23 protein-coding genes and 1 pseudogene are annotated in these 26,963 nt (G+C 72.2%); 15 read left to right on the top strand and 9 right to left on the bottom strand.

Annotated elements, in window-relative coordinates; genetic code table 11:
• The first annotated feature begins 190 nt into the window (after positions 1-190).
• Genes KBY19_RS13595 through KBY19_RS13585 form a run of 3 tightly spaced genes read left to right on the top strand, consistent with a single transcriptional unit; the run spans position 191 to position 3,890 of the window.
• The gene (locus KBY19_RS13595; protein ID WP_099877647.1) at positions 191-763 is read left to right on the top strand and encodes a (2Fe-2S)-binding protein; all 573 of its coding nucleotides are present in this window, start codon (positions 191-193) and stop codon (positions 761-763) included.
• Positions 760-1,752, top strand: coding sequence for a xanthine dehydrogenase family protein subunit M (locus tag KBY19_RS13590; RefSeq protein WP_099877649.1), 993 nt, complete (start codon positions 760-762; stop codon positions 1,750-1,752). Before KBY19_RS13595 ends, KBY19_RS13590 begins: the two co-directional genes overlap by 4 nt.
• The gene (locus KBY19_RS13585) at positions 1,749-3,890 is read left to right on the top strand and encodes a xanthine dehydrogenase family protein molybdopterin-binding subunit (RefSeq protein WP_099877652.1); all 2,142 of its coding nucleotides are present in this window, start codon (positions 1,749-1,751) and stop codon (positions 3,888-3,890) included. Before KBY19_RS13590 ends, KBY19_RS13585 begins: the two co-directional genes overlap by 4 nt.
• A 184-nt stretch (positions 3,891-4,074) precedes the next feature.
• Here the strand turns inward: KBY19_RS13585 and KBY19_RS13580 are convergent, their stop codons facing one another.
• On the bottom strand, positions 4,075-5,007 hold the full coding sequence (locus KBY19_RS13580; protein ID WP_210965834.1) for a LysR family transcriptional regulator: 933 nt from the start codon (positions 5,005-5,007) through the stop codon (positions 4,075-4,077).
• Between the two features lie 170 nt (positions 5,008-5,177).
• Here KBY19_RS13580 and KBY19_RS13575 point away from each other — a divergent pair, with 170 nt between their 5' ends.
• From KBY19_RS13575 to KBY19_RS13555, 5 genes are all read left to right on the top strand, one after another.
• Entirely contained in the window at positions 5,178-6,350 is a 1,173-nt protein-coding gene (locus tag KBY19_RS13575; protein ID WP_099877657.1) for an FAD-binding oxidoreductase, read from the top strand.
• Between the two features lie 58 nt (positions 6,351-6,408).
• Entirely contained in the window at positions 6,409-7,836 is a 1,428-nt protein-coding gene (locus KBY19_RS13570; protein ID WP_099877660.1) for a DUF1338 family protein, read from the top strand.
• Positions 7,833-9,374: an aldehyde dehydrogenase family protein gene (locus KBY19_RS13565; RefSeq protein ID WP_210965833.1), complete on the top strand. Its 1,542-nt coding sequence runs from the start codon at positions 7,833-7,835 to the stop codon at positions 9,372-9,374. The genes KBY19_RS13570 and KBY19_RS13565 overlap by 4 nt, the downstream gene beginning before the upstream one ends.
• Positions 9,375-9,463: 89 nt before the next feature.
• Positions 9,464-9,964, top strand: a complete 501-nt coding sequence (locus KBY19_RS13560; protein WP_210956954.1) for a GNAT family N-acetyltransferase — start codon at positions 9,464-9,466, stop codon at positions 9,962-9,964.
• 123 nt (positions 9,965-10,087) lie between these two features.
• On the top strand, positions 10,088-10,864 hold the full coding sequence (locus KBY19_RS13555; RefSeq protein ID WP_210956955.1) for an SDR family NAD(P)-dependent oxidoreductase: 777 nt from the start codon (positions 10,088-10,090) through the stop codon (positions 10,862-10,864).
• A gap of 76 nt (positions 10,865-10,940) precedes the next feature.
• Here the strand turns inward: KBY19_RS13555 and KBY19_RS13550 are convergent, their stop codons facing one another.
• Genes KBY19_RS13550 through manD form a run of 4 tightly spaced genes read right to left on the bottom strand, consistent with a single transcriptional unit; the run spans position 10,941 to position 16,288 of the window.
• Positions 10,941-12,038: an L-idonate 5-dehydrogenase gene (locus KBY19_RS13550; RefSeq protein ID WP_185016110.1), complete on the bottom strand. Its 1,098-nt coding sequence runs from the start codon at positions 12,036-12,038 to the stop codon at positions 10,941-10,943.
• Complete coding sequence (locus KBY19_RS13545; RefSeq protein WP_210965832.1) at positions 12,035-13,498, bottom strand: MFS transporter; 1,464 nt, start codon at positions 13,496-13,498, stop codon at positions 12,035-12,037. Before KBY19_RS13545 ends, KBY19_RS13550 begins: the two co-directional genes overlap by 4 nt.
• Before the next feature lie 58 nt (positions 13,499-13,556).
• Positions 13,557-15,083 (bottom strand): mannitol dehydrogenase family protein, encoded by a 1,527-nt coding sequence (locus tag KBY19_RS13540; protein ID WP_210965831.1) that lies wholly within the window; start codon positions 15,081-15,083, stop codon positions 13,557-13,559.
• The gene (gene manD / locus KBY19_RS13535) at positions 15,080-16,288 is read right to left on the bottom strand and encodes a D-mannonate dehydratase ManD (RefSeq protein ID WP_099877678.1); all 1,209 of its coding nucleotides are present in this window, start codon (positions 16,286-16,288) and stop codon (positions 15,080-15,082) included. Before manD ends, KBY19_RS13540 begins: the two co-directional genes overlap by 4 nt.
• A gap of 157 nt (positions 16,289-16,445) precedes the next feature.
• Here manD and KBY19_RS13530 point away from each other — a divergent pair, with 157 nt between their 5' ends.
• On the top strand, positions 16,446-17,159 hold the full coding sequence (locus KBY19_RS13530) for a GntR family transcriptional regulator (protein WP_099877681.1): 714 nt from the start codon (positions 16,446-16,448) through the stop codon (positions 17,157-17,159).
• A gap of 75 nt (positions 17,160-17,234) precedes the next feature.
• Here KBY19_RS13530 and KBY19_RS13525 read toward each other — a convergent pair whose 3' ends face one another.
• Positions 17,235-18,035, bottom strand: a complete 801-nt coding sequence (locus KBY19_RS13525) for a DUF1990 family protein (RefSeq protein ID WP_247690940.1) — start codon at positions 18,033-18,035, stop codon at positions 17,235-17,237.
• 43 nt (positions 18,036-18,078) lie between these two features.
• On the opposite strand from KBY19_RS13525, the gene KBY19_RS13520 reads away from it, so the two are divergent.
• The 6 genes from KBY19_RS13520 to KBY19_RS13495 all read left to right on the top strand — a co-directional run bounded on the left by KBY19_RS13520 (position 18,079) and on the right by KBY19_RS13495 (position 25,322).
• A complete protein-coding gene (locus tag KBY19_RS13520) occupies positions 18,079-18,381 on the top strand; it encodes a hypothetical protein (RefSeq protein ID WP_099877687.1) in 303 nt (100 codons plus the stop codon).
• Positions 18,371-19,096, top strand: a complete 726-nt coding sequence (locus KBY19_RS13515) for a DUF1990 family protein (protein ID WP_210965830.1) — start codon at positions 18,371-18,373, stop codon at positions 19,094-19,096. Before KBY19_RS13520 ends, KBY19_RS13515 begins: the two co-directional genes overlap by 11 nt.
• A gap of 164 nt (positions 19,097-19,260) precedes the next feature.
• On the top strand, positions 19,261-20,175 hold the full coding sequence (locus KBY19_RS13510; protein ID WP_210965829.1) for a diiron oxygenase: 915 nt from the start codon (positions 19,261-19,263) through the stop codon (positions 20,173-20,175).
• An 89-nt stretch (positions 20,176-20,264) separates the two neighbouring features.
• Positions 20,265-21,938: an FAD-dependent oxidoreductase gene (locus KBY19_RS13505; protein WP_210965828.1), complete on the top strand. Its 1,674-nt coding sequence runs from the start codon at positions 20,265-20,267 to the stop codon at positions 21,936-21,938.
• 83 nt (positions 21,939-22,021) lie between these two features.
• Positions 22,022-22,465 (top strand): ASCH domain-containing protein, encoded by a 444-nt coding sequence (locus tag KBY19_RS13500; protein WP_099877698.1) that lies wholly within the window; start codon positions 22,022-22,024, stop codon positions 22,463-22,465.
• Positions 22,466-22,754: 289 nt separating this feature from the next.
• Positions 22,755-25,322 (top strand): SpoIIE family protein phosphatase, encoded by a 2,568-nt coding sequence (locus KBY19_RS13495; RefSeq protein ID WP_307843504.1) that lies wholly within the window; start codon positions 22,755-22,757, stop codon positions 25,320-25,322.
• 3 nt (positions 25,323-25,325) lie between these two features.
• Here KBY19_RS13495 and KBY19_RS13490 read toward each other — a convergent pair.
• From KBY19_RS13490 to KBY19_RS13480, 3 genes and pseudogenes are all read right to left on the bottom strand, one after another.
• Positions 25,326-25,535: pseudogene (locus KBY19_RS13490) on the bottom strand (amidase); the annotation flags it as partial.
• 53 nt (positions 25,536-25,588) lie between these two features.
• Positions 25,589-26,011 carry a TIGR03668 family PPOX class F420-dependent oxidoreductase gene (locus KBY19_RS13485; RefSeq protein WP_210965846.1) on the bottom strand — a complete coding sequence of 141 codons (423 nt, stop codon included), beginning with the start codon at positions 26,009-26,011 and terminating at the stop codon, positions 25,589-25,591.
• Positions 26,012-26,036: 25 nt separating this feature from the next.
• A complete protein-coding gene (locus KBY19_RS13480; protein WP_099877706.1) occupies positions 26,037-26,861 on the bottom strand; it encodes an LLM class F420-dependent oxidoreductase in 825 nt (274 codons plus the stop codon).
• Positions 26,862-26,963: the final 102 nt, after the last annotated feature.

The following is a 26,963-nucleotide window of genomic DNA, read 5'->3' as shown; positions in this document are numbered from 1 at the left end:
CGCTGCGGCGTGTACGGGAACTCTTGCGAACCGGACAACTGTCCGCTACGTTCGTGCCCCGTAGAGTGGACTGTTGTCCGGTTTTCTTGCACCCAACCATAGCGGTGGACCTCCGATCGGCGGGCCGCCGCTCGCCCAGCTTTTCCGTACGCGCCGATTTCCTCCCCCGCATTCGCGAAAGAGGCTGCTCATGGCCCCAGCCACCGCCAGCGCGATCACTTTGACCATCAACGGAGAGCACCACACTCTGACCGTCGATCACCGCACCAGCCTGCTCGACGCCCTGCGCGAGCGCCTCGACCTGACCGGCACGAAGAAGGGCTGCGACCAGGGACAGTGCGGAGCCTGCACCGTCCTGGTCGACGGACGCCGCATCGTCTCCTGTCTGCAACTGGCGGTCGCGGCGGAGGGCCGCGCCGTCACCACCATCGAAGGGGTCGCGGACGGTGAAGCGCTGCACCCGGTGCAGCAGGCCTTCCTCGACCTCGACGGGTTCCAGTGCGGCTACTGCACTCCCGGCCAGATCTGTTCGGCGCTCGCCGTGCTCGACGAACACGCGGCGGGCTGGCCGAGCGCCGCCACCGACGACATACGTCCCGAGGCGGGACCCCCGGAACTGACGCCCGAGGAGATAGGAGAGCGGATGAGCGGCAATCTGTGCCGCTGCGGCGCCTACGTCTCGATCGTCCAAGCGGTGGCCCGGGCCGCCGAGAACACGACGGGGTCCGCCGCGGGCGGGACCACGAAGGAGCCTGCCGCGTGAGGGAGTTCAGCTACCAGCGCGCCACCGACGTCGGCGGTGCCGTCGCCCTGCTCGACGCCGACCCGGACGCGCGCTTTCTGGGTGGCGGCACCAACCTCGTCGACCTGATGAGGACCGGTGTCGAGCGCCCGGGCCGCCTCGTCGACGTACGCGAACTGCCGCTGGACCGCATCGAGTCCACCGACGACGGCGGACTGCGCATCGGCGCCACGGTCACCAACAGCGAGCTGGCCGCCCATCCGGAGGTCCGCCGCCGCTACCCGGCGCTGGCGCAGGCCGTGCTGGCCGGGGCCTCCGGGCAGCTGCGCAACATGGCCACCGTGGGCGGCAACCTCCTCCAGCGCACCCGCTGCGCCTATTTCACCGACACCTCCCTCCCCTGCAACAAGCGCGCCCCCGGCACCGGCTGCTCGGCCGCCACCGGCGAGCACCGCAACCACGCGATCCTCGGGGCCTCCGCGCACTGCGTGGCCGTGCACCCTTCCGACATGGGTGTCGCACTGGCCGCGTTCGACGCCGTCGTCTCGTACGAGACCGCCGAGGGCAGCGGGCAGGTGGCTCTCGCCGACTTCTATCTCCCGGTGGGCGACACACCGCACCGGGAGACCGCGCTGCCGCCCGGCGCGCTGATCACCGCCGTCACGCTGCCGCCCGCTCCGGTCGCCGCGCACTCGCGCTACCGCAAGGTCCGCGAGCGAGCCTCCTACGCCTTCGCCATCGGCTCCGCAGCCGCCGCGCTGGAGGTGGCCGACGGTGTGGTCCGCGAGGTGCGGCTGGCCTTCGGCGCCGTCGCCTCCCGGCCGTGGCGGGCCGGCACCGCCGAGCGGGTGCTGAGCGGGCGGCCGCCCGCCCCCTCCGTGTTCGCCGAGGCCGCCGACGCGGAGCTGGCCGCCGCCCAGGTGCTGGAGCAGAACGCCTACAAGGTGCCCCTGATACGCAACCTCGTCGTCGCCCTGCTCACCGAACTGGCCGAGGAGACCACCCGATGACCACCACGGCACAGCCCACGGCCACCACCGCGCGGCACCGCTCCGTGGGTGTCGCCCACACCCGCGTCGAGGGCCGGGACAAGGTGACCGGTGCCGCTCGCTACGCGAGCGAACAGCCCTTCGCCAACCTGGCACACGGCTGGCTGGTGCTGTCGACCGCGGCGCGTGGCCGTATCCGCGCGATCGGCGAGGAAGCGGTGCGCGCCATGCCCGGCGTCCTGGCCGTCCTCCACACCGGCAACGCGCCGCGCGTGCTGACCGACTACGTCTCCCTGCTCGGCCCGCCCGACCCCACCAACGCGCTGTTCCAGCACGACCGGGTACCGCACATCGGCTGGCCGGTGGCGCTGGTGGTCGCCGAGACGCCCGAGCAGGCCCGGGAAGCCGCCGAAGCGCTCGTGGTCGAGTACGAGGTGGAACCCCACGACGTGGCCTTCCACGCCGACCGGCCCGACAGCTACGTGCCCGACGACGGCAACGCGGTGCTGACCAAGGGAGACCTGGAGGCCGAACTCGCCGCCTCCGCCGTGGTGCTGGACGCCACCTACACCACCCCCGAGCAGCACCACAGCGCCATGGAGCCACACGCCGCCACCGCCCGGTGGGACGGTGGACGGCTCGATGTGCTCGACGCCAATCAGGGCGCCATGTGGGTCGCGGACGAACTCGCGAAGATGTTCTCCCTGGATCCGTCGTCGGTCCGGGTGCGCTCGGAACACATCGGCGGCGCCTTCGGCTCCAAGGGCCTGCGGCCGCACCAGGTGGCCGCGGTGATGGCGGCGACGGTGCTGCAGCGTCCCGTGCGCGTCGCACTGACGCGTCGCCAGACGTTCGCGGTCACCGGCTATCGCAGCCCCACCGCGCAGCGTATGCGGCTCGGCGCCGACCCGGACGGGCGGCTGCGCGCGTTCGGCCACGAGGCCCTCAACCTCACCTCGACGCTGCGCCCCTTCGTCGAGACGAGCGCCGCGCTCGGACGCGTGCTGTACGACGCCCGGGCGCACCACACCGCGCACCGGCTCGTCGATGTGGACATGCCCACGCCGACCTGGATGCGGGCGCCCGGCGAGGCGCCGGGGTCCTTCGCGGTGGAGTCGGCCCTGGACGAGCTGGCCGAACGGCTCGGTATGGATCCGATCGCACTGCGCGCCCGCAACGAGCCGACCGTCGGCCCGCTGTCCGGGCTGCCGTTCAGCAGCCGCGATCTGCTGGGCTGCTTCGAGGAGGGAGCCCGCCGGTTCGGCTGGGCCGAGCGCGATCCGCGGCCCCGCCTGCGCCGCGAGGGCCGATGGCTGCTGGGCACCGGGACGGCCGCCGCCACCTATCCGTCGGGGGCCGCACCCTCCACGGCGTCCGTGACGGCCGAGGCGGACGGCACCTTCACCGTGCGGATCTCCGCGGCCGACGTGGGCACCGGCGCCCGTACCGCCCTCAACCTGATCGCCGCGGAGGCGCTGGAGGTGGAACCCGAACGCGTGGCGGTGCGGATCGGCGACAGCGACTTCGGACCCGCCTGGGTCGCCGGGGGCTCGATGGGCACCCGTTCCTGGGCGCTGGCCGTCACCTCCGCCGCCGCTGAGCTGCGCGGCCGACTGGCCCTGGGCGACGGGGAGATCCCGCCGGAGGGCATCACGGCGCACACGGACACCGCGGGGCTGCTCGCCGAGCTCGCCAAGAAGGAACGGCACTCCTTCGGCGCGCAGTTCGCCGAGGTCGCCGTCGATCCGGCCACCGGTGAGATCCGGGTACGCCGCATGCTGGGCATCTTCGCGGCAGGTCGCATCATCAACCCGCTCACCGCCCGCAGCCAGCTCGTCGGCGGTATGGTCTGGGGCCTGTCCATGGCCCTGCACGAGGAGGCGGTCCGGGACCAGGCCTCGGGCAGCCACATCGGCGCGGACTTCGCGGGCTACCACGTCGCCGCCAACGCCGATGTCCCCGTGATCGAGGCGGACTGGATCGAGGACCCGGTCCCCGACGACCCCGTGGGGCTCAAGGGCATCGGGGAGATCGGCATCGTGGGGGTCGCGGCGGCGATCTCCAACGCGGTCTGGCACGCCACCGGCGTGCGCCACCGGGACCTGCCGCTGCGACCGGATCGCGTACTGCGCGCCGAGGAAGCCCGGACCGGCGCCTGAAGACGGCGCCGAACCGCACGCCGCCTCCCGTCCGCAGCAGTGCGGACGGGAGGCGGCCGCTGCTTCGCCTCGCGGCCACGACGCGGCCGTCGGCGAGGTCGTCGGCGAGGTCGCGGCCGACGGTGTGCGGTGTGCCGCCGCGCCCGGTTCCAGGTTCCAGCCAGGTCCGCATCCCGCACCCGGATCAGTCGGCCCGCTCGGCCCCTCTCCGGTGCCCGGTCCGGGCGAAGGCCGCCGACCGGAGCACCTCCACCAGGGCCGCCACCGTCGGACGATGCTCCGCGGCCGACCGGACGACCACGACGATGTGACGCTCCATGGCCTCGCGCAGCCCGATGACATCGAGCCGCGAGGCCCGCAGCCGCAGCATCAGGTCGGTCACCACGCTCACCCCCACACCCGTCTCGACCAGGGCCAGGGTCGCGGCGGTGTCGGTCACCTCGTGCAGCACCCGGGGCTCGAAGCCCGCCCGTCGGCAGGCGGTGAGCACGGCGCGCCCGTAATAGCTGTCGGCGGACGGCAGGATCCACCCCTCTTCCCTCATCTCCGCCAGGGAGGCCGTCTTCCGGCCGGGCATGGCGTCTGCCGGAACCGCGAGGGAGAACCGCTCCCGGGACAGCGGCAGTACGCACAAGGACGGATCACGGGGAATGGGCACGTCGGGGTAGTCCAGTCCGAGCGCCAGATCCACCGCACCGCCGGCCACCGCGTCGTACACGTCGTCCACATCCATGTCCCGGCTGCGCACTGTCAGCCCGGGATGCACCTCCCGGGCACGGCGCAGCGCCGGGGGGAGGATCTCGGCGGCGGCCGTGGTGAACAGCCCGATCCGCAAGGTGCCCGAGATCTCGGTACGGGTGCGCTCCAGCGCCTCGACGGCCTCGGCCTCCGTGGCCAGGATGCGCTCGGCGTGCGCGGCGAGGGTCATCCCCGCGTCGGTCAACTCGACCCGGCGTCCCACTCTCCGCAGCAGTTCCATGCCCGTGGACTTCTCCAGCGCGGCGATCTGCTGCGACACCCCGCCCGGCGTGTATCCCAGGGCCTTCGCCACCGCGGTGACCGTTCCCTGCCGGGTCAGCTCCACCAGCGATCGCAGTTGCGCACTCGTCCACTCCATATAGAGACCGTAAACGGATCGGCGCAGGAACTGTTCATGGACGTCAACGTTCGCGCTGCTGCACGATGTGGGGGCAGACAGCTGATCAGCACCGCCTCGCACTGACAGCCACGCCGCGTCCGGGCCCGCCCCGCGTCCGCCCGTCGCCGGCCGTCGGAAGGGATCGGCCCATGCCCTCCTCCGCTCTCCGCACCGTTCCGCACTCCGCCGATGTCGTGATCATCGGCGGCGGTGTGATGGGTGCCGGCACCGCCTTCCACCTCGCCGAGGCCGGGGTACGCAACATCGTCGTACTCGAACGCGGCGACCTGGGCTGCGGCAGCTCGGGCAAGCCGATCGGTGGCGTACGCGCCCAGTTCTCCGACCCGCTCAACATCGAACTGGGCCACCGCAGCCTGCACGCCTACCGGAACTTCCGCGCCCGCCCCGGCGCCGACATCCGGCTCGACACCGTCGGCTATCTGTTCCTGCTCACCGCCGAGGAACAGGTGGCCGACTTCGAGTCCGCGGTCGGCGTCCAGAACGGTCTCGGCGTGCCCAGCCGTATGATCGGCCCGCGGGAGGCACAGCAGTTGTGCCCCTGGCTGAGCACCGACGGCCTGGTGGCCGCCGCGTACTCCCCCACCGACGGCCACGCCCGTCCGGGGCTCGTCGTTCGGGGCTACGCGAAGGCCGCCGCCGACGCCGGCGTCACCTTCGCCACGCACACCGAGGTCACCGGTATCGACACCGCCGGCACCCGGGTGGCCCGGGTGCACACCAGCAACGGGGCCATCGCCTGCGGCACCGTCATCTGTGCAGCGGGGGCGTGGTCCCGGCAGATCGGCGACATGGTCGGCGTCAGCCTCCCCGTACGGCCGGTGCGAAGGCAGCTGGCGTTCAGCGCGCCGCTCGTCCCGCCCGCGCCGCGCATCCCCTTCACCATCGACTTCTCCTCCACCGCCTACTTCCACAACAGCGACGACGGACTGCTGTTCGGGCTCGCCGACCCCGATCAGCCCGAGGGCTTCGACACCACCTGGACCCCGGAGTGGCTGGAGCTGTACCGCGCCGTCGTCCGCCGCCGCGCCCCCGCACTGGCCGGCCTGGAGACCGTCGGCGGATGGGCCGGTCTGTACGAGAACACCCCGGACCACAACGCGCTGATCGGCCGCTCCGGCGAGCTCGACAACTTCCTGTACGCCACCGGCTTCTCCGGACACGGCTTCCTGCAGGCGCCCGCGGTGGGCGAAGTCATGCGGGACCTGTATCTGGAACGCCGGCCGTTCGCCGACATCGGCCCGTTCAGCGCCGACCGCTTCCGTACCGGCGCCGAGACCCGTCCCGAGGCCCATGTGGTGTGAACCAGCGCCCCCTCCCTCCGCAGCGCCCAGCGCGTTCTGCGACGCGAAAGGCAGAACCATGTCAACGCTCAGCCAGTGGCGGCTCCGGGCCGCCTTCGCCGCCCGGCTCTCGGAGATGTACGGGCGGGAGGTGCCCGCCTACACCACGCTCGTGGACGTCTCGCGCGAGGTCAACGAAGACGTGCTGCGCGCACAGGGTGCCGACGCCGAACGACTGGGGTCCATCAGCCGGGTGACCGCCGAGCGCCATGGCGCGATCCGAGTCGGCACGCCCCGGGAACTGCAGCAGGTCGGCCGGGTGTTCGCGGCGCTCGGTATGCACCCTGTCGGCTTCTACGATCTGCGCGAAGCAGCCACCAGCGCCGTCCCCGTCGTCTCCACCGCCTTCCGGCCGGTCGAGCGCGAGGAGCTGGCCCGCAACCCCTTCCGGGTCTTCACCTCCATGCTCACCCCGGCCGACCCCCGCTTCTTCGACCCCGACCTGCGCGCCCGGCTGGAGGCCTTCCTCGCGGGTCGTGAGCTCTTCCCACCGGAACTGCTCGCGCTGGCGGACCGCGCCGCCGCCGAACGGGAACTCCCCCAGGAGGACGCCGAGCGCTTCCTCCAACTCGCCGTCGGGGCCTTCGAACTGTCCCCGGAGCCGGTCGACATGTCCTGGTACCGGACCCTGGAGCGCATCTCCGCGGTCGCCGCGGACATCGGCGGAGTGCGCAGCACCCACATCAACCACCTCACCCCGCGCGTCCTCGACATCGACGAGCTGTACCGCCGGATGACCGAGCGCGGTATCGAGATGATCGACACCATCCAGGGGCCGCCCGCGTGGCGCGGGCCGGACGTCCTGCTGCGGCAGACCTCCTTCCGGGCCCTGGCCGAACCCCGCGCGATGCGCACCCCGGACGGCAGCGTCGTCAGCGGCGCCCTGCGTGTGCGCTTCGGGGAGGTTGAGGCACGCGGCATCGCCCTCACCCACGAGGGCCGCGCCCGCTACGACAACCTGCTCTCACTGGTCGACGAGCGGAGCACCCAGTCGCCCGGAGAAGCACGCGGGGACATCGCCCGCGCCGTGTGGGAACGGCACATGCCCGCCACCGAACAGGAGCTCGCCGCCCAGGGGCTGGCCTACTTCACCTATCGGGTGGCCGCCGACCGGCCCCGCGACGGCAGCCCTCCTCCGAGCAGCGTCAGCGAACTGGTGCGGCAGGGCCGGGTCCGCGCCGAGCCCATCGTCTACGAGGACTTCCTGCCCCGCTCGGCCGCCGGCATCTTCCAGTCCAACCTCGGTTCGGAAGGCACCCGCGACAACGAACAGCAAGGAACGGCCTACGACGCCGACTGGCTCTCCGGGGCCGTCGGACGCGACGTTCTCGATCCCTACGCGCTCTACGAACAGCAGCAGAACCGCTCCCTCGCCCAGGTGGCGAGCGAGTTGGGGCACGACGGTGCCCTCCTTCGCCCTGTCCCTCCCCTCCACCCCCAAGGATGACCATGACCAGCGACAGCCCCGCCCTGCCGACCACGCACGAACTGCGGGCCCGTGCGCTCACCGGCCTCGGCAACATCGGCGTCACCGTTCCGGAAGGCGGCGACTTCCACGCGCGCACCCCCCTCACCGGGGAGAATCTCTTCGGGCTGCAGGCCGCCACCGCGGGCGACGCCGAAGCCGCCGTGACCGACGCCCGCGCCGCGTTCCTCACCTGGCGCTCCACGCCCGCCCCGCGCCGCGGTGAACTGGTGCGCCGACTGGGCGAGCTGCTGCGCGAGCACAAAAGCGACCTCGCCGACCTCGTCACCATCGAGGCGGGCAAGATCCGGTCCGAAGCCCTCGGCGAGGTCCAGGAGATGATCGACATCTGCGACTTCGCCGTCGGCCTGTCCCGGCAGCTGTACGGCCGCACCATCGCCTCCGAGCGGCCCGGCCACCGCCTGGCCGAGACCTGGCACCCGCTCGGCGTGGTCGGTGTCATCTCCGCCTTCAACTTCCCCGCCGCCGTCTGGTCGTGGAACACCGCCGTCGCCCTCGCCTGCGGTGACACGGTCGTGTGGAAGCCCTCCGAACTCACCCCGCTCATCTCGCTGGCCTGCGACCATCTGCTGGGCCGTGCGGCCGAGGAGGTCGGCGCTCCCCGCGATGTGCACCGGCTGCTGCTCGGCGACCGGGCCGTCGGCGAGCGGCTGGTCGACGATCCGCGCGTCGCCCTCGTCAGCGCCACCGGCTCGACGCGGATGGGCCGCGAGGTCGGCCCCCGGGTCGCGGCCCGCTTCGGCCGCAGTCTGCTGGAGCTCGGCGGCAACAACGCGGCGATCGTCGCCCCGTCCGCCGATCTCGATCTCGCCGTCCAGGGCATCGTGTTCGCCGCGGCGGGCACCGCCGGCCAGCGCTGCACGACGCTACGCCGCCTCATCGTCCACCGCGACATCGCCGAAACGCTCGTCGAACGTCTGGTCGCCGCCTACCACAGGCTTCCCATCGGTGACCCGTTCGACGAGAACACCCTGGTGGGACCGCTCATCTCCACCGCGTCGCTGGACGCGATGAACAGCGCCCTCGCCCGCGTCCAGACCCAGGGCGGCAAGGTCCTCGCGGGCGGAAACCGGCGGCTGTCCCAGGCCGCGCCCCGTGCGGCCTACGCCCAACCGGTCCTCGTCCGCGTCGATGAACAGACAGATGTCGTACGGGAGGAGACCTTCGCGCCGATCCTCTACGTCCTCACCTACGACACCCTGGAGGAGGCGATCGAGCTGCACAACGACGTCCCCCAGGGCCTGTCCTCCAGCATCTTCACCCGCGACCAGCAGGAGGCCGAGATCTTCCTCTCCGCGGCGGGCTCCGACTGCGGCATCGCCAATGTCAACATCGGCACCTCAGGCGCCGAGATCGGCGGCGCCTTCGGCGGAGAGAAGGAGACCGGCGGCGGACGGGAGTCGGGCTCCGACGCCTGGAAGGCCTATATGCGCTCGGCCACCAACACCATCAACTACTCCAGCGAACTCTCCCTCGCCCAGAACGTCAGCTTCCTGTGAGCACCCGCGCGCAGCAGCCCCGCTTCGAGATGGCAGGCTGAGCGGCGGACGGCACCGGGGGAACCGGACAGAACCGAGGGAGGGAAGAGTTGCCCGCACTGCGCCAGGCCCACATCGGCGACCACGGCACGATCGTCGCTTGCGTACAGCGGTGGTGGGGAGACTCACGCACCCCGCAGCAGGCCCGCGAACTGTCGCTGCTGCTCCCCAAGCTGTTCTTGCAGTTCTTCTCCCGCACCAGCCTGGTGCTGGAGGACGACACGGGCATCCGGGGGTTCCTCGTCGGCTTCCATGCCGCCGACAACGACGAGGAGGCCTACATCCACTTCGTGGGTGTGGATCCGCAGCTGCGGGGCCAGGGCATGGCCCGCACGCTCTACACGGCGTTCTTCCAGCGCGCCGCCGAAGCACGCAGGACTCAGGTGCGAGCGATCACCTCGCCGGCGAACACCGGGTCCATCGCTTTCCACCGCGCACTGGGCTTCACCGTGGAAAGCGGGGACCGCGAGGTCGACGGACTGCCCGTGCACAGCGACTACGACGGCCCCGGGCAGGACCGGGTGTGCTTCCGCAGGACGCTCGGTTCCTGACCGCCCCGGCCGCTGCCCCCCGGGGCGGTCGGTACGGCAGCGCCGGGGCGGCTGCCCACCGCACCGACCTGCGCGCATACCCTGGCGGCAGACCACCGCACGTCCAGGACGTCAGGAGCGTTCATGAGCGCCACCCCGCACGCCGCTTCGTCCCGTACCGCTGTCGTCACCGGCGCGAGCAGCGGTATCGGCGCCGCCACCGCGCGCCGGCTGGCGGCTTCCGGCTACCGGGTGGTGCTCACAGCGCGCCGTGCGGACCGCATCGAGGCCCTGGCCGCGGCGCTCGACGACGCGGGTCACCAGGCGGAGGCGTACGCCCTGGATGTCACGGACCGGGCGGCGGTCGACGAGTTCGCCGGGCGGTTCAGCACGCTGGACGTCCTGGTGAACAACGCGGGCGGCGCGCTGGGGGCCGACCCCGTCGCCTCCGGCGATCCGGACGACTGGCGAGCGATGTACGAGACGAACGTCCTGGGCACCCTGCACGTCACCCAGGCGCTGCTGCCCGCACTGACCGCGAGCGGCGACGGCACGGTCGTGGTGCTCTCCTCCACCGCCGGGCACGCGACGTACGAGGGCGGGGCCGGTTACGTCGCGGCCAAGCACGGGCAGCATGTGCTCGCGGAGACGCTGCGGCTGGAGATCGTCGGCGATCCGGTACGGGTGATCGAGATCGCTCCCGGCATGGTCAGAACCGACGAGTTCGCGCTGACCCGCTTCCGCGGGGACGAGGAGAAGGCAGCGAAGGTGTACGCGGGCGTGGCCGAGCCGCTGACCGCCGACGACGTCGCCGACACGATCGTCTGGTCCGTCACACGCCCCAGCCACGTCAACGTCGACCTGCTGGTGGTCCGCCCGCGCGCCCAGGCGTCCAACACGAAGGTGCACCGGGAGCCGTGACCCGGGGCGGAACCGGCCCCGTGCCGCGCGATCCCGCTCAGCCTCCGCCCCTCCCCCGCGGCTGACGGGACGCCGCTCAGCCCGGCGCGCCGAGCCCGTCCGTTCCTTGAGGCCCGTCCGGTCCTGGCAGCCGGTCCGGTCCTCCGAGCCGCAGCATCACCTTTCCGCAGCCCGCCGTGGGGTCGGCCGCGACGGCCAGGGCCCGGGCGCCCTCCGCCAGATCGAAGCGGTGGCTGATGACCGGGGTGACGTCGAGACCGTCCCGCATGGCCGCCAGCGCGTCGTCGATCTCCTCCACGAAGCGGTACGAACCGCTCCAGGTGATCTCACGGGTCACCAGATCGCCGAGCACGGCGGGCGCCGGAGTGCCGGGCAGATTGCCGACCTGGATCAGATGGCCGCCCCGCGCGGTGGCCCGCAGCACCTCTCCGAGCGCCCCGGGCGCGCCGGACGCCTCGAAGACGACCTCGACGTCCTCGGGGAGCTCCTGGCCCTCGGACAGATCGCGGGTGTCGTCGGCGCCCATCGCACGGGCGACCTCCAGCGCGCCCTGGGCCACATCGGCCGCGGTCACATGGGCGGCTCCGGAGTGCCGGAGCGCGGCTACCAGCAGGGAGCCGATCGGCCCCGCCCCGTTGACCAGCACGGCGCGGTCCCGCAGCGCGGGAGCCCGGCGGACGGCGTGCATGGCGACAGCCAGCGGTTCGGCGAGGGCGCCGTGTTCGGTGGAGACGCCCTCGGGCAGCGGTCGCAGCTGCGTGGCGGGCACGGTGCGGTATTCGCTGAAGCCGCCGTCGGTGTGCGGGTCGAAGGCGGCGGAGCCGAAGTACCGCACGCGGGGCAGTAGGTTGGTGCGGCCCGCCAGCCGCTCGGGGAGGGTGGTGTCACCGACCGGCTGGGCGGGGTGCACGGTGACGGGAGTCCCCTCGGCGATCCGGGCACCGCCGGTGACCCCGGGTCCGACGGCGGCGATCCGGCCGGCCACCTCGTGCCCGAGTACCAGGGGATGGACGAGCGTGGCGGTGCCGGAGGCCCCGTGTCTCCAGTAGGCGATGTCGGAGCCGCAGATGCCGCCCCATTCCAGTGCGAGCAGTACTTCGCCGGGGCCGGGAGCGGGCACGGGCCGCTCGTCGACCCGTACGTCACCGGGTCCGTGGACCACGACGGCTTTCATACGGCGTCCTCCGCGCGGACCAGGTCGCGACCGCGGGTCTCGGGGGCGAACAGGGCGGACAGCAGGGTGATGAGGGAGTAGACGACGAGCATGACGGCGATCGGCCACCAGCTCCCGGTCGCCGCGGTCAGCGCGGCGGCGAGCACCGGGCCGATCGCGGTCGCCAGCACACCGCCTATCTCCTTGGCCACCGCCAGCTGGGTGAAGCGGGTGCGGGAGCCGAAGAGTTCGGCCATGGTGACGCTCTCCAGCGAGAACAGGCCCAGGACGCCGATGTTCAGCGCGAGGATCATGCCGAGCGTCAGCGCGACGGTGTTCCCCTGGGCGATCAGCAGCATGAGCGGGAACGCCAGCACGATGGTCAGGCCGGACAGTGCGACGTAGACGGGCCGGCGGCCCCAGCGGTCTCCGGCCATGCCGATCAGCGGCACGGTGACGAAGCCGAGCAGCGAGCCGTAGAGGATGGCGTCGGTGGGCACGGAGCGGTCGACGGCCAGGGTCCCGGCGATATAGCCCACCAGAAAGGTCTGTATCAGACCGGAGTTGCCGGCCTGGCCGAAGCGCAGGCCGAGCGTCAGGAAGAAGGCCCGGCCCTTGCGCTGCCGCAGCCCCGCCTCCAGCGTGGCCGCAGCGCCAACGGCGGGCTCTCCGGCGTACGCGGGCTGCGGGCTGTCGTCCCTGCCTGCGGACTGCTCATCGCTGCTCGTGGGCTCGGCTGCTGCGGAGCGCGGTCGGCCGCTGTCGAGGGCCACTCCGTCGACGACGTCGGGGCGCTCCTCGAAGACCGGGCTCTCCTTGAGGTTGCGGCGCAGCCACAGGGCGAACAGCAGCGGGAGGAAGCTCAGCAGGAACGGCAGCCGCCAGCCCCAGGAGAGCAGTTGGTCCTCCGACAGCACGGCCAGCAGCACGGCCCACAGCCCGGACGCCGCCAGAGTGCCGGTGTTGGTGCCCAGCGACGCCAGCGAGGCGACCAGACCACGGCGGCGGACCGGGGCGTACTCGGCGAGCATGACGGTGGCACCGGCGATCTCGGCGCCGGCGCCGAACCCCTGGACCAGGCGCAGGGCCACCAGCAGCGAGGGGGCCAGCAGCCCGATCTCGGCGTAGGTGGGCAGCGCGCCGATCAGCATCGTGGAGGCGCCCATCATGAGGATGGTGAGGACCAGGACCTTCTTGCGGCCGACGCGGTCGCCCATCCGGCCGAAGTAGACGGCACCCACGAGGCGGGCCACGTAGCCGACGCCGTAGGTGGCCATGGCGGCCAGTAGGCCGAACGCCGGGCCGGCGCCCGGGAAGAAGATCTTGTTGAAGACGATCGCCGCGGCCAGCGAGTAGAGCTGGAAGTCCATGAACTCCATGGCTGTACCCAGCCATCCGGAGACGGCGGCTCTGGTCAGGTCGCGGGTCGTTCGCTGCACACGACCGGTGCCCGCGGGCTCGGTTGCGGCGCTGTGCGTCATCGGAACTCCGTTGTTCGTGGCTGCTCGTGGGGAGGGGGACGTATGTCCGGCGTTCGGGTCAGACCTCGATCCGGCCGGCCCGCAGCGCGGGCAGCCGTGCCGCGACGGCGCCGGTGAGCGCGGAGTCGTCGGCGAGGTCGGCGGCGCCGAGCATGGTGAGCAGGGCGCGGACGGTGCCGGTGGGCTCCGGGTGGCCGCGCCAGCAGTCGGCGAGGGTTTCGGCCGCGGGGTCGGCGGCCTGCCGGTCCGGGTGGGTGGCGTACACCCAGCCCGCGAGGGCGACTTCGAGGAGGGGGGTGGGGGTGCCGGCCGCACGCAGTGTGCGCAGCGCGGGCAGCCAGCGTTCGGGGAGCTTGAGCGAACCGTCGGTGGCGATCTGCCGCAGCTGGTGGTCCATGGCCGGGTTGCGGAAGCGGGTGACGAGTTCTGCGGCGTAGGCCACCGGATCGGGTCCGCCAGGCGGCAGGGTGGGGGCCAGTTCGGCGCACAGGCCGCGCACCAGCGGGGCGCCCCAGTCGGTGTCCAGCGCTTCGGCGACGGTGGTCCGGCCGGCCGCGGACCCGAGGTAGGCGAGTGCGGAGTGGCAGCCGTTGAGCAGCCGGAGTTTGGTGAGCTGGTAGGGGGTGGTGTCGGGGACGAACAGCGCGCCGTCCAGCTCCCAGGGGGGCCGGGGTGCGGCGAAGGAGTCCTCCAGCACCCAGCTGCGGTACGGCTCACCGGTCACGGCGGCCGCGTCCCGCTGTCCGAGCGCCATGGCCGCGCGCGCCAGGTCGGTGTCGGTGGTGGCGGGGACGATCCGGTCGACGACCGTGCCGGGGAAGGCGACGGCGGTGGCCATCCGGTCGAGTACGGTCCGCCGGTCGGGCCAGCCGCTCGCGGCGATGAAGTCCCGTACGGCGGCGCCCAGTACGGCGCCGTTGTCCGCCATGTTGTCGCAGGAGACGACGGTCAGGGGCGCCGCGCCGGACCGCATCCTGGCGGCCAGCCCGGCGGCCAGCCGCCCGACCACGGTGGACAGCCGCCCCGCAGAACTCCCGGCCCCGCCCCGGCCCCCGATCCCGGCTCCGGCCACGGTGCGTTCCAGGTCCGCGGCGATTGCCGGTGCCGCCCGGTCCAGGACGGGCCCCTCGCGCGGGTCCCGTCCGGCCAGGCGGTGATAGCCCTTCTCGGTGACGGTGAGGGTGATGACCGTGACCTCGGGGTCGGCGAGCAGCGCGTCGACCCGCGCGGCGTCCTCGGTCATCACCAGTGCACCGGTCAGCGCGGCGACGACCCGGGTGGCGGCGCCGTCCGGGCGGCGCTCGGTGAACGAGTACAGGAGGTCCTGTTCGCGCAGTGGCCCGGCCGCCGCGGGCGAGCGGGGCGCGACCGCGGTGATCCCCCAGGGTTCCCCTGAGCGCGCGGCGGCCTGCTCGGTCCATACGGCCTGGTGCGCCCGGTGGAAGGCACCGAGTCCGAAGTGGACGACGCGGGTGCGCAGCGCGTCCGGGTCGATGGCGGGACGGCACTCGTGCGGTAGCCGGTGCAGGGTCGCCCGGCCGAGGCGGGGCGGCACCGCGCGGTCGGTGCGGTCGGAGGCGGTCACCAGTCGTGGACCGATCCGTCGAGGCGGCGGGCCACCGGCAGATAGCGCTGTTCGTACGGGAAGCGGGCCGCGGCGGTCTCGTCGTACTCCACTCCCAGGCCCGGTTCCTCGGAGGGGTGCAGCATGCCGTCGGAGAAGGTGACGCCGCCTGGGAAGACCTCGGCCGCCTCCTCGGGGTGGCCCATGTACTCCTGGATGCCGAAGTTGGGCACGGCCAGGTCGAGGTGGACGTTGGCGCTGAGACTGACCGGGGACAGGTCGGTGGCCCCGTGCGACCCGGTGCGTACCTGGTAGAGGGCGGCGAGGTCGAAGATCCGGCGCAGGTGGGTGATGCCCCCGGCGTGCACGACGGTGGTGCGTACGTAGTCGATGAGCTGCTCGGTGATCAGCTGCTGGACGTCCCAGATGGAGGTGAGCACCTCCCCGACCGCGACCGGCGTGGTGGTGTGCCGGCGGATGAGGCGGAAGGCTTCCTGGTTCTCGGCCGGTGTCGGGTCCTCCATCCACATCAGCCCGACGTCCTCGACGCGCTTGCCGAAACGGGCGGCCTCCATCGGAGTGAGCCGGTGGTGGACGTCGTGCAGGAGGTGGAAGCCGAAGCCGAAGCGTTCGCGCACCGCCTCCAGATAGGTGGGGGCGAAGCGCAGATACGCCTCGGTGTCCCAGGGCTGCTCCTGGGGCAGCGCGGTGGCGGCCGGCTCGTAGAGCCTGCCCTTGCGTACCCCGTAGGTGCCGCCGACGTCGGGGACGGCGGCCTGGGCCCGGACGGCCTTGTAGCCGAGTTCGAGGAAGCGTTCGACGTCGTCGAGGAGGGCGGGGACGTCGGTGCCGCTGGCGTGCGAGTAGACGAGGACGCCGTCCCGGGAGCGGCCACCGAGCAGCTGGTAGACGGGGAGCCCCGCGGTCTTGCCCTTGATGTCCCACAGGGCCGTGTCGACGGCGGAGACGGCGGTCATGGTGACCGGCCCGCGCCGCCAGTAGGCGCCCTTGTACAGGTACTGCCAGATGTCCTCGATACGGGCCGGGTCCTTGCCGATCAGCAGGGGGGCGACATGGTCGCGCAGATACGCGGCGACGGCCAGCTCCCGTCCGTTGAGGGTGGCGTCGCCGAGGCCGGTGACCCCGTCGGTGGTGGTGATGCGCAGGGTCACGAACGTGCGTCCCGGGGAAGCGACGAACACCTCGGCGTGCTCGATCTTGCTCACGGCGTCCCTTCTCCTTCAAACGGTCGGGTGAAGCGGCCAATGGTCGGGCAGGGCTTGTATACAAGCACTTGTCGGCCAGATGGACAAGAGGTGCACCGCGCTCACCTGTACTTCTGTCCGGGCCCCACGCGCGCACCCTCCCGATACGATGGGCCGCATGGCTGACTCGAACCGGCGGACGACCAGCCGGCGCGCCCTCTACAACCGGCTGCGCCGGATGGTCCTGACCCTGGAGCTCCCCCCGGGCGCCGCCCTCTCCGAGAACGAGCTGGCGGCCTCCCTCGGGGTGAGCCGCACCCCGGTCCGGGAGAGCTTGATCATGCTGGCTCAGGACGGGCTGGTGCAGATCTTCCCCAAGATCGGCTCCTTCGTCTCCCGGGTCGACCCGGCCCAGGTCGCGGACGCCCAGTTCCTGCGCGAGGCGGTCGAACTGGCCGCACTGGAGGATCTGCCCGAGGAACTCGACCCCGGCGTCGTCGCCGAACTGCGGGACAACCTGGAGCACCAGCGCGGCACCGAGCTGGACCTGGAGGAGTTCTTCACGCTGGACGAGGCCTTCCACCAGGGCCTGCTGCGGCTGAGCGGCCACGCCAACGCCTGGACGACCGTCGCCGCCGCCAAGGGACACCTGGACCGCGCCCGACGGCTCGGGCTCCACGAACACGCCTCCTCGGCCGCGTTCGCCGACCAGCACACTCAGATCTTCGAGGCGGTCCTCAGCGGCGACACGGACCGCGCCCGCACGGCCATGCGCACCCATCTGCGCGCGGTCTTCAGCGATATCGAACGCATCCGCGCCCACTCCCCCCAGCTGTTCGCCAGCGACCCGGGCGCCGTCCCGGTCCGGCGCAGCGTCGCCGTCTGGGAGTGAGCGGCCCGCCGGGAGGGGAGCGCCGGCACCGCAGGCCGCTCGCGCCGCGGCGGGCCGCAGCGCGCCGAGCAGGCCTCAGCAGTGCCGCGCCGCCTCGCAGAAGGCCGGCGGAATGCTGCGCGTCTCGATGGTGACGCCTCCGCGCAGGCGTCCTCCGGCGATGGCGGCGGCACCGAGGGCGACGTGCACCCACATGTTGAACTGGATCTCCTTGGCCACCCGCAGCCGGCTGTAGAGCAGGTCGGCCCACCAGTCACCGGCGCGCGACCACGCTTCGACCTCGAACCGCAGCTCGCCCCCGGCCTCGTGGGCCGCGAACTGGATCTGTCCCGCCTCCAGGTGCCCGCGCAGCGTGCCCAGCCGGATGGTGACCGGGTCGCGGTGGAGCACCCGGACGGGCCCGTCCCAGGGGCCCGGCATCTGCACGCGGTACTCGTCACCAGGGCGCGCGGGCCCCTCCTCGCCCCGCGTCTTGTGGAAGACCGCCACGGTCGAGGGAGCGGGCCGGTTCAGGTCCGCCGCCATGGCGCCGATCAGCGCCTCGGGCCCCAGCCGCGCACCGTGGATGCGGACGCTGAAGCGGCGGTGGAACATCGGGCCCACACCGTCGACGAGGTGCTTGGTGAGTTCGTCGACGAATGCGCTCGGCAGCGGCGGCGGCAGATCGTCGGCGTCCCCCTCCACCTCGCTGCGGTGCAGCGCGGTCACCCGCCACATGTACTCCCAGGAGACCAGCCGGACGCCCACCGGGAAGCGCAGGAGCGTGCCGATCCGCCGTCGCAGTGACGGCTTGCCCGGCAGCCTGGCCGGAGGCCCGTCCGAGCCGTTCCGGACGGGGCCGCCGGCTCCCAGCCGCATCCGACCCTGTAGGGACATAACACCTATGACACCATGAAAGGGGCATAGGTGCGTACCGGTGATGCCCGCACTCCCAGCTCAGGAGGTCGGCGTGCTCTTCGAAAAGCTGATGTACCGGATCGGGCTGCGCAGCGCGCATCTGCAACTGCTGTCGATGGGATCCGTCGGACTCTGCATCGTCTTTTGGATGCGCGCCGCCAGCTTCGACCAGGACGAGCGCGGCAACGCCGAGCGCCGCGCCCTGTTCGTCGGTCTGTGGGCACCCACGCTGTGGAACATGAGCCAGTCCATGGCGGAGCTGGAGCAGAAGCTCCTCCCGCAGCCGGAGGGCCGCCCCCGACGGGGCAGCAGGCATGCTGCGTGAACGACGGCTGTACCGTGCGTCGGCTGTCGCCGCACTGCACACGCTGTCCGACCGCAAGGTCAACTACGGCCCGCTGACCGAAAACCGGGTGCCCACCTGGAACTCGGGCTGGCACGTCGACTCGCTCCGCCGGCTTTTGGCCCACGAACCGGCCGGTGACCCCGTGCGGGATGGCCCCTGGGAGATCGCCTGCCGTCTGGTGCGCGACTACCAGTTCGCGGAACCGGCGATCCTGCGCGCCCTGTACCGCACCGACTCCGCACTGCTCGGCCGCGACATGCTCCTGGAAGGCCGGTTCGCCGGCCTCCGGTTCGACATGGGCGTACGGGTGACGTCCGTGATCGACGAGACGCACGGCAGCGGCGAGGCCGCGTCGCGGGTGTGGGGATGGGCCTACCGGACCCTCCAGGGCCACCTGGAGCAGGGCGAACTCACCTACAAGGTCGTCAAACACCTGCGGACAGGAGCCGTGGAGTTCCGCATCTCCGGCTACTCACGGCGCGCGCCGATGGCGAACCCCGTCGTCCGGGCCGGCTTCGCGGTGTTCGGACGCGGGACGCAGCTTCGCTTCTACCACGCCAGCGCCCGGCGGCTGCGGTGGCTGCTGCACGCGGAACTCCACGGTGCGCCACCGCTGACAGCCGAGACCCTTCCCGGATACGACAACATCGCCCTCGCGCCCACCCCCCGGCCGCGCCTGTCCCCCGGCACCTGACGGGAGGCCGCCGGGTGACGGCCGGAGCTTCTTACTGAAGGGTAGGCACGGCATTTCGCTTGTTATACAGTCCGTCTAACAAGAGGCGTGCGGCGTCTCGGGACGCCGCATCACGCCCGTGGCCAGTCGGGAACGGCCCGCTATCCGAACCGAGGAGTCGCAGCATGGCAAGCAGCACCACCCGGCCGGACATTTCGCACCTCGCCGAGGAAGCCGGCGTCGCCCGACGGCTGTTGGACTCCTCGGCGACGCTGTCGTACGACCCGCAGACCGAAGTCGACTGGGACACGCCGCTGGACGAGGACTTCCACGGCACCAGCCCGGAGTGGAGCACCCTGTTCGGCACCGCCTACTGGGCGGAGCTGACCGACGCGCAGCGCAAGGAGCTCACCCGGCAGGAGGCCGCGTCGGTCGCCGGTACCGGCATCTGGTTCGAGATGATCCTGCAGCAGATGATCCTGCGGGACATCTACGCCAAGGACCCGTCCGACGAGACGGTGCAGTGGGCACTGACCGAGATCGCCGACGAGTGCCGGCACTCGATCATGTTCGCCCGTGGAGCCAAAAAGCTCCGGGCGCCCGCCTATCAGCCGCGCCGCGTCGCCCGTGAGCTCGGCCGGGCCTTCAAGACCCTCGCGTTCGGGGAGGCCGCCTACGCCGCGATCCTCGTCGCCGAGGAAGTCCTCGATGTCATGCAGCGCGACTGGATGCGGGACCAGCGGGTCGTGCCGTTCGTCCGCACCATCAACAACATCCATGTCGTCGAGGAGTCGCGGCACATGAAGTTCGCCCGCGACGAGACCCGCAAGCGGCTGGCGAAAGCAGGGTGGCTGCGCCGTCAGATCAACGCCTTCGTGATCGCCGTCGCCTCCTACGTCATCGTCACCAGCATGGTGAACAAAAAGGTCTACGCCCACGCCGGGCTGGACGAGAAGCGCGCGCTCGCCGAGGCACAGGCGAACGAGCACCACAAGTCCATGCTGCGCTCCAGCTGCGCGGGGCTGATGGAGTTCCTGGCCTCGGCACGGCTGCTGACCAGGCCGGCGCTGGTCTTCTACAAGCGCGCCCATCTGATCTGACCCGGCCCGCCACAGCCCGCCCGGGCACCGCCACCGCGCGCCCCGACGCCGCCCGCCCACCACCGCACGCCGCCCACAGAACTGGTCCCATGACGTACGCCATCAGTCAGAACTGCTGCAACGACGCCACCTGCGTGTCCGTCTGTCCGGTCAACTGCATCCACCCCGCCCCCGGCGAGCCGGACTTCGGCAGCACCGAGATGCTCTACATCGACCCCGCCACCTGCATCGACTGCGGCGCCTGCGCGGACGCCTGCCCGGTGGACGCGGTCTTCCCCGTCGAGAGCCTCACCGGTCCGCAGCAGGCGTACGCCGAGATCAACGCCGCCTACTACGCGGACGCCCCGACGCCGCAGCCCGCGGCCGACAGCCCCATCTTCCACTCCTGGGACGAGCCGGCCTTCCCCCGTACCCTGCCCGCCGACTTCACCGCGCCCCGGGTCGCGATCGTCGGTACCGGGCCGGCCGGCATGTACGCCGCGGAGGACCTGCTGCTGCACACCGGCGCCGAGGTCACGCTCCTTGACCGGCTCCCGGTGGCCGGTGGGCTGGTGCGGTACGGCGTGGCGCCCGACCACCCGGCGACCAAGCGGATCGGGGACGCCTTCGCCCGGTTCCACGACCATCCGCGGGTGCGGATGCTGCTGGGTGTGGACGTGGGCGAGGACATCACCGCGGACGAGCTGTCCGCCCACCACGACGCCGTCGTCTACGCGGTGGGCGCCCCCGGCGACCGGCGGCTGGGCATCCCCGGCGAGGAGGCGGCCGGCTCCCTGCCCGCCACCACCTTCGTCGCCTGGTACAACGCCCACCCCGACGTCCCCGCCGACGCGGTCGATCTGTCCACCGAGCGCGTCGTCGTGGTCGGAACCGGCAATGTCGCCCTGGACGTGGCCCGCATCCTGCTCACCGACCCGGAGGAGCTGGCCGGCACGGACATCGCCGACCACGCGCTCGACGCGCTGCGGGCAAGCGCCGTGCGGGAAGTCGTGCTGCTGGCGCGCCGAGGGCCCGAGGACGCCGCCTGCACCCGGCCCGAACTCCTCGCCCTCACCCAGCTGCCCGGCATCGAGCTGGTGGTCGACGACCACGACCCGCGTACCGGCGCGGCCATCGACGCCGCAGGCCCACGGGACAAGGCCGCCCTGCTGCGGGAACTCCCGTGCGAGCGGGTGGACTTGTCCGGGCCGGTACCGACGGGCGGCCGCCGGCTGGTCTTCCGCTTCCACTCCGCGCCGGTGGCGGTGCAGCACGACGGCGGCACGGACCGGACGAGTCCAGGCGTGGTCGGCGTTCGCGTCACCGGAAGCGCCGGTGAGACCGGCATCCGCACAGGGATGCTGCTACGAGCCATCGGCTACCGCGGCGCGCCCCTGCCCGGGCTGCCGTTCGACGAGGACAGCGGCACGGTCCCGCACGAGAAGGGCCGGGTGACCGGCCGGACCGGCAGCTATGTGGTGGGATGGATCAAACGGGGCCCCACCGGGGGCATAGGTACCAACCGCGCCTGCGCCGCCGAGACCGTCACCACCCTGCTCGGTGACGCGGCCGGCGGTCTTCTTCCGGCGCCCGCCCACTCGGGAAAGGCGTTCCGGCGCCTGGCGCGCCGCCGCAGCCGCCATGTCGTCGACGCACGCGGGCTGGCCGCCATCGACCGCGCCGAGCAGGCCCGCGGCAGCCGGACCGGCAGACCGCGCAGCAAGCTGGCCACCGTTCCCGAACTCGTGGCCGCCTCGAAGACCCGCCTGTCCCTCCCCCGCTGACCGCATCGGGACGGCCGCCTTCAGGGCCGCCGAGTTCCGCAACGGCACCCCACGGCACCGAGAGAGCCGTAGGCTGGCGCACCATGACCGCAGACATGGATCTCTCCGCCCTCCCCCGGGAGGAGTTCGCCTTCCCCGGCCCGCTCCGCGACCGGCTGGTAGCGGCGATTCTCGCCGGCCGGAAGACGGCCACGACAGGGCTCCTGCGGGCGTACGAGGCCGCGGACGAACCCCTGCCCGAGGTGGGCCGCCGCGCCGTCGTGGTCGACTCCGACGAGCGGCCTGTCGCCCTCATCGAGGTGACGGCGGTACGTGTCGTGGGCCTCGGCGACGTCGACACCGCGCACGCCCTCGCCGAGGGCGAGGGCCACAGCACCCTCGCGGAGTGGCGCGCGGCCCACGAGACGTTCTGGCACGGGAAGGAAATGCGCCGTGAGCTGAACGACCCGTCGTTCACCGTGGACGACAGCACGCCGGTGGTACTGGAGCGGTTCCGGCTGGAGCGGGACCTCAGGCTCTCCACCTGACGGAGAACGTCGAAAGAGCGCATCGGGATGACAGCGGGCCCGCTTCCGGCGTCCGGCGACAGTGTGCGGCGACGAAGGTCCGCAGCGGGGGGAGCAGCGCTTCGCCGACCGTCACTCGATCGGCGGAGGCACACGAAACGGCGACCGGCGGCTGCGTGGCGAGCCGCGCCGCGCGCGGGCGGTCTGCAGCAGACTGGTGCCATGGGCAACCCCAGCTCGCCGGAACCATCCGGAACACCGGGAACACCGGAGGCGCCCACGCGGCGCTTCCCCCCCACGACCGGAGAGCGTGACGGCGGCCCGGCACTTCGCACGGGCCGCCTTGGACGGTCTGGCGTCTCAGGTGGTGGACACCGCTGAGCTGCTGGTGAGCGAGCTGGTGACCAATGCCGTACTGCACGCCCGCACCGAAGTGGAGGTATCGGTCTCCCGCTCCGCCGACCGGGTCCTGGTGCGGGTCGGTGATCACCTGCCGTCCCGGGGAGTGGTGCCGCAGGAGCGCCGGCCGTATCCCAGCACGGGGCTGGGGCTGGTCGTGATGGAAGAACTGGCGTCACGCTACGGGGTCGACACCGGTGAGGGGCGCAAGACCGTGTGGTGCGAGCTGGGCCCCGCCGACCCGTCCGCACCGCCCTCCAGCTGGCAGGCCGCGACGCCGCCCGCCGGCCCCCACGACGCAGTGACGCTGGTCGACCTGCCGGACGCCCTGTTCACGGCGTCCCGATATCGCCGCCACGCCCTGCTGCGCGAGCTGACCCTCGCCGTCTTTGCCGGAGCGGATCTCGGCGTACGGCCGCACGAGCTGGAGACGGCGCACGACATGAGCAACGTGCTCAGCACCTGTGTGACGGCCGCTCGGGAGAACCAGCCTTCCGACGCGGACATCCGCTCCCTGCAGGTGTCGGTCCCGGCGGACGCCACACCCGCGCTGTTCACACTGCGGCGGGTACTCGGGCTGGCCGAGGAGGCGGCCCGCGACGAGCGGCTTCTCACCCGGCCGCCCCTCCCGCAGAATCGCCTCTTCCACCAGTGGCTGTTCGACCAGATCACCAGTCAGCTCGCCGGTGGGCAGCCCACCGCCTGGACGGTGGTGCCCCGTGAGCCGGGTGCGAGCCCCTCCGAGCTGTCGTCGTGGGACCCCCGCCAGGTGCGGGACAGCAGGGTCCCGACCGTCGCCGCCGACGAGGAGGACCGGATCCTGGCGGCGAACGAACCGGTGGCGGACGTGCTCGGCTGGCAACCCGACGAACTCGTCGGGCAGCAGCTGACGGTGCTCATCCCGGAGCACCTGCGGGAGCGCCACCTGGCGGCGTTCACGTCCCTGCAGCTCACCGGCCGGCCCCGCATCCTCGGCCGCTCCGTACCCCTGCCCGCGCTGCACCGCGACGGCAGCCTGATTCCCGTGCGGCTGCTCATCCAGACCCAGGAGACGGTCGACGGGCGCACCGTGTTCGTCGCCCAGCTCTCGCCGCGCGCGGCCGGCCCCTCCGGACCCGCTCCCCGCAAGGACCGGGCGCCCGCGCCCTCGGAGCCGGCCGACCAGTACGAGCAGGCAGCTGCGGAGCCGGTGGCGGTGGGGAGCGGCGAGGGGGATGTCTCGGCGCTGGAGCGGCTTTCCCTGCTGTCCGGCACCCGCAGCGCGCTGAGTGGTACGTCGGATCTGTTCGAGGGGCTGCGGAAGGCGTGCCGCATCCTGACCCAACGGCTGGCCGACTGGTGTGCCCTGGATCTGCTGGACGAGCGCGGCCTCGTGGACCGCGTCTGTGTGGCCCATCGCGACCCCCGGCGAGTGACTCCCGACGTCCGTGAGGGCCGGCTGCCTCCGGTGACGGAGGCGGCGCGGGGAGCGCTGGCCCGGGTGTTGCGGGGTGCGGGGCCGCTGCTGTTCACCGAGATCCCGGCGGCACATCAGGCACAGAACCCGCTGGACGCCCGTCACCTGGAGCTGTTCGAACAACTTGGCGGAAGCAGTGCTGTGGTAGCCCCGCTACGGGCCCGGCGGGAGATCCTCGGCGCCCTGACCGTCGCCCGTGGCGAGGGCAGAAGGCCGTTCACCGAGGAGGATCTGCCCCTGGTCGACGACCTGGTCCGCAATCTCGCCCTCGGCGTGGACAACGTCCGCCTCTATCAGGAAACCCGGGACATCGCCGAACGCCTCCAGCACTCCCTCCTGCCCACGCTGCCGGACATCCAGGACCTGCAGATGGCCGCCCGCTACGCACCCTCCTCCAGCACCGCCCAGGTCGGCGGCGACTGGTACGACTGCTTCGTCGTCCCCAACGGCGAGACGGCGCTGGTCATCGGGGACGTCGCCGGACACGACCTCGACGCGGCCATCACCATGAGCCAGCTGCGCAGCATGCTCCGTGGGATCGCCGTCGACCGCCAGGAGCCGCCCGAAGCGGTGCTGCGCCGGTTGGACCTGGCGAACCACAGCCTGTACCGCGAAGCCACCGCGACTTGCGTCTACGCTCTCGTCAAGAGGTCCGAGCGGGGATCCTGGGAGCTCAAGCACTCCTCCGCCGGGCATCTGCCGCCGCTGCTGACCACCGCGGACGGGGAGACCCGCTACCTGGAGAACGGGGCGGGCCTGCTGCTCGGTATGGACCCCGAGCAGCACCGCCCCACCGCCGTCGATCCGCTCCCCGCGCATTCGACGGTGCTGCTCTACACCGACGGCCTGATCGAGCGGCGCGGCGAATCCCTCGGCGACGCCATGGCCGTGCTGCGGCAGCACACGGCCGCTCTGGCACACGAACCCCTCGACGTCTTCTGCGACGAGCTGCTCATCGGGCTCGGCGCCGACAGCACCGACGACATCGCGGTCCTCGCCGTCCGCCCCACCTCGCAGGACTGAGGACTACGGCAGACAGCGGGGAGGCCGCCAGGCGTCGAGCCGCCGCTCCACCGCGGCGCCCAGCGCCAGCAGTTCGGCGTCCTGATGGTCACCGGCCATCAGCAGCAGGCCGACGGGCAGCTTGTCCACGGACCCGGCGGGCACCGACAGTGAGGGGGATCCGGCCACCGCCGCCGGGGTTGAGGACGGGATCACATCGTTGTCGCCCCGCGCAAGAAGGCCGTACCGGCCGCAACGGCCCGACGGGCCCCTCCGGTCGCGTCCTGTCAGCCGGCGTGCCAGCCGGACCAGCGGCCGACCGCGATGGCCACGACCGGCCCTGCGGGCGGATGCGTACCGTACTGCCGCGGGTACTTCTCCCCCAGCAGGCGCACATACCGCGCGGAGGCCGACGATGCGTCGGCGGCCGGCAGCACCTCGGCCGTGCCGTCGGCGCGTGCCCACCACAGGAGGTCCCAGTCCTCGTCGTAGTGGTCGACGAGGAGGCACACCTGGTGGTGGGCTTCGATGTTGGCCAGCCGCTTCAGCCGGGCCGTGCGCTTCGGTTTGTGGTCGACGGCGAACACCACCGTGTCACCGGTCACGGCGAACACCACGGGAACCAGGTGCGGACGGGTGGAGCCGTCGATCGTCGCGAGGTGGGCGACACGGGCCCCGGCGAACCGCTCCCGCGCCCGGCTGCCTGTCATCCCGGGCACGGGTGCTCCCGCCGGCTCAGCGGAAACGCCCGGCCACGTCGGCGAGCTGGTCGAGGTAGGAGAGCGTGTCGGCTTCCGGCTTCGTCGGCAGGTAGAACAACACACGCTCCACATCGAGCCGGGTGTACTTCTCGATGACCTCCGGCTTCTTCGACACCGCGTAGACGGTCACCGGAACATCGCGGCCGGCGATGTTCCGCATCCGGTCGATCTGCGGCCCCAGTTCCTCGGGCGGCACGCTGTTGGCCAGCCAGGCGTCGCCGAGGGCGGCCACCCGCTGGAAGGCGCCCTCGCCGCCGCCCACATAGATGGGCGGGTGGGGCCGCTGGACGGGCTTCGGCCAGGAGTGGACGGGCTCGAAGTCGACGAACTCGCCGTGGAACTCCGCCTTGTCCGCCGTCCACAGCTCGCGGATGGCCCGCAGCCGCTCGTCCACGAGGCGACCCCGGGTGCGCGGGTCCGTTCCGTGGTTCTCCATCTCCTCCCGGTTCCAGCCGACGCCGACGCCGAAGACGGCCCGCCCGCCGGACACCAGGTCCAGGGAGGCCACCGCCTTGGCCGTGGTGATCGGATCCCGCTGGGCCACCAGCGCGACGCCGGTGCCCACGAGCAGCCGTTGCGTCACCGCCGCGACCGCGCTGAGCGCGACGAAGGGGTCCAGCGTGCGGTAGTAGATCTCCGGCAGATCGCCGCCGCCGGGATACGGCGTGCGGCGAGCCACCGGGATGTGCGTGTGCTCGGCGATGAGCAGGGACTCCAGCCCCCGCTCCTCGACGGCGCGTCCCAACGCGGCCGGCGCGATGCCCTGGTCGGTGAGGAAGGTCGAGACACCGAACTTCACTGCGGCTCCTTCGGTTCCGTGAACGTGCGGGGACTCTTCCGGGAGGCGGTTGCACGGCCCCGGCCGAGGTACCCCGCTCGGGCTCTGTGCAACATGCCGTGC

The organism is Streptomyces sp. B15 (assembly GCF_018070605.1).
In the GTDB taxonomy this organism is placed as follows: domain Bacteria; phylum Actinomycetota; class Actinomycetes; order Streptomycetales; family Streptomycetaceae; genus Streptomyces; species Streptomyces smyrnaeus.
This window is presented reverse-complemented; position numbering and strand designations above follow the sequence as displayed.

Bases quoted from the DNA above. Each gene is read 5' to 3' on its own strand.
- KBY19_RS13485 (WP_210965846.1), bottom strand. From the start codon at position 26,011: ATGACAGGCAGCCGGGCGCGGGAGCGGTTCGCCGGGGCCCGTGTCGCC.
- KBY19_RS13515 (WP_210965830.1), top strand. From the start codon at position 18,371: ATGCTGCGTGAACGACGGCTGTACCGTGCGTCGGCTGTCGCCGCACTG.
- KBY19_RS13550 (WP_185016110.1), bottom strand. From the start codon at position 12,038: ATGAAAGCCGTCGTGGTCCACGGACCCGGTGACGTACGGGTCGACGAG.
- KBY19_RS13565 (WP_210965833.1), top strand. From the start codon at position 7,833: ATGACCATGACCAGCGACAGCCCCGCCCTGCCGACCACGCACGAACTG.
- KBY19_RS13580 (WP_210965834.1), bottom strand. From the start codon at position 5,007: ATGGAGTGGACGAGTGCGCAACTGCGATCGCTGGTGGAGCTGACCCGG.
- KBY19_RS13530 (WP_099877681.1), top strand. From the start codon at position 16,446: ATGGCTGACTCGAACCGGCGGACGACCAGCCGGCGCGCCCTCTACAAC.
- KBY19_RS13575 (WP_099877657.1), top strand. From the start codon at position 5,178: ATGCCCTCCTCCGCTCTCCGCACCGTTCCGCACTCCGCCGATGTCGTG.
- KBY19_RS13555 (WP_210956955.1), top strand. From the start codon at position 10,088: ATGAGCGCCACCCCGCACGCCGCTTCGTCCCGTACCGCTGTCGTCACC.
- KBY19_RS13525 (WP_247690940.1), bottom strand. From the start codon at position 18,035: ATGTCCCTACAGGGTCGGATGCGGCTGGGAGCCGGCGGCCCCGTCCGG.
- KBY19_RS13520 (WP_099877687.1), top strand. From the start codon at position 18,079: ATGCCCGCACTCCCAGCTCAGGAGGTCGGCGTGCTCTTCGAAAAGCTG.
- KBY19_RS13545 (WP_210965832.1), bottom strand. From the start codon at position 13,498: ATGACGCACAGCGCCGCAACCGAGCCCGCGGGCACCGGTCGTGTGCAG.
- KBY19_RS13500 (WP_099877698.1), top strand. From the start codon at position 22,022: ATGACCGCAGACATGGATCTCTCCGCCCTCCCCCGGGAGGAGTTCGCC.
- KBY19_RS13505 (WP_210965828.1), top strand. From the start codon at position 20,265: ATGACGTACGCCATCAGTCAGAACTGCTGCAACGACGCCACCTGCGTG.
- KBY19_RS13595 (WP_099877647.1), top strand. From the start codon at position 191: ATGGCCCCAGCCACCGCCAGCGCGATCACTTTGACCATCAACGGAGAG.
- KBY19_RS13510 (WP_210965829.1), top strand. From the start codon at position 19,261: ATGGCAAGCAGCACCACCCGGCCGGACATTTCGCACCTCGCCGAGGAA.
- KBY19_RS13570 (WP_099877660.1), top strand. From the start codon at position 6,409: ATGTCAACGCTCAGCCAGTGGCGGCTCCGGGCCGCCTTCGCCGCCCGG.
- KBY19_RS13585 (WP_099877652.1), top strand. From the start codon at position 1,749: ATGACCACCACGGCACAGCCCACGGCCACCACCGCGCGGCACCGCTCC.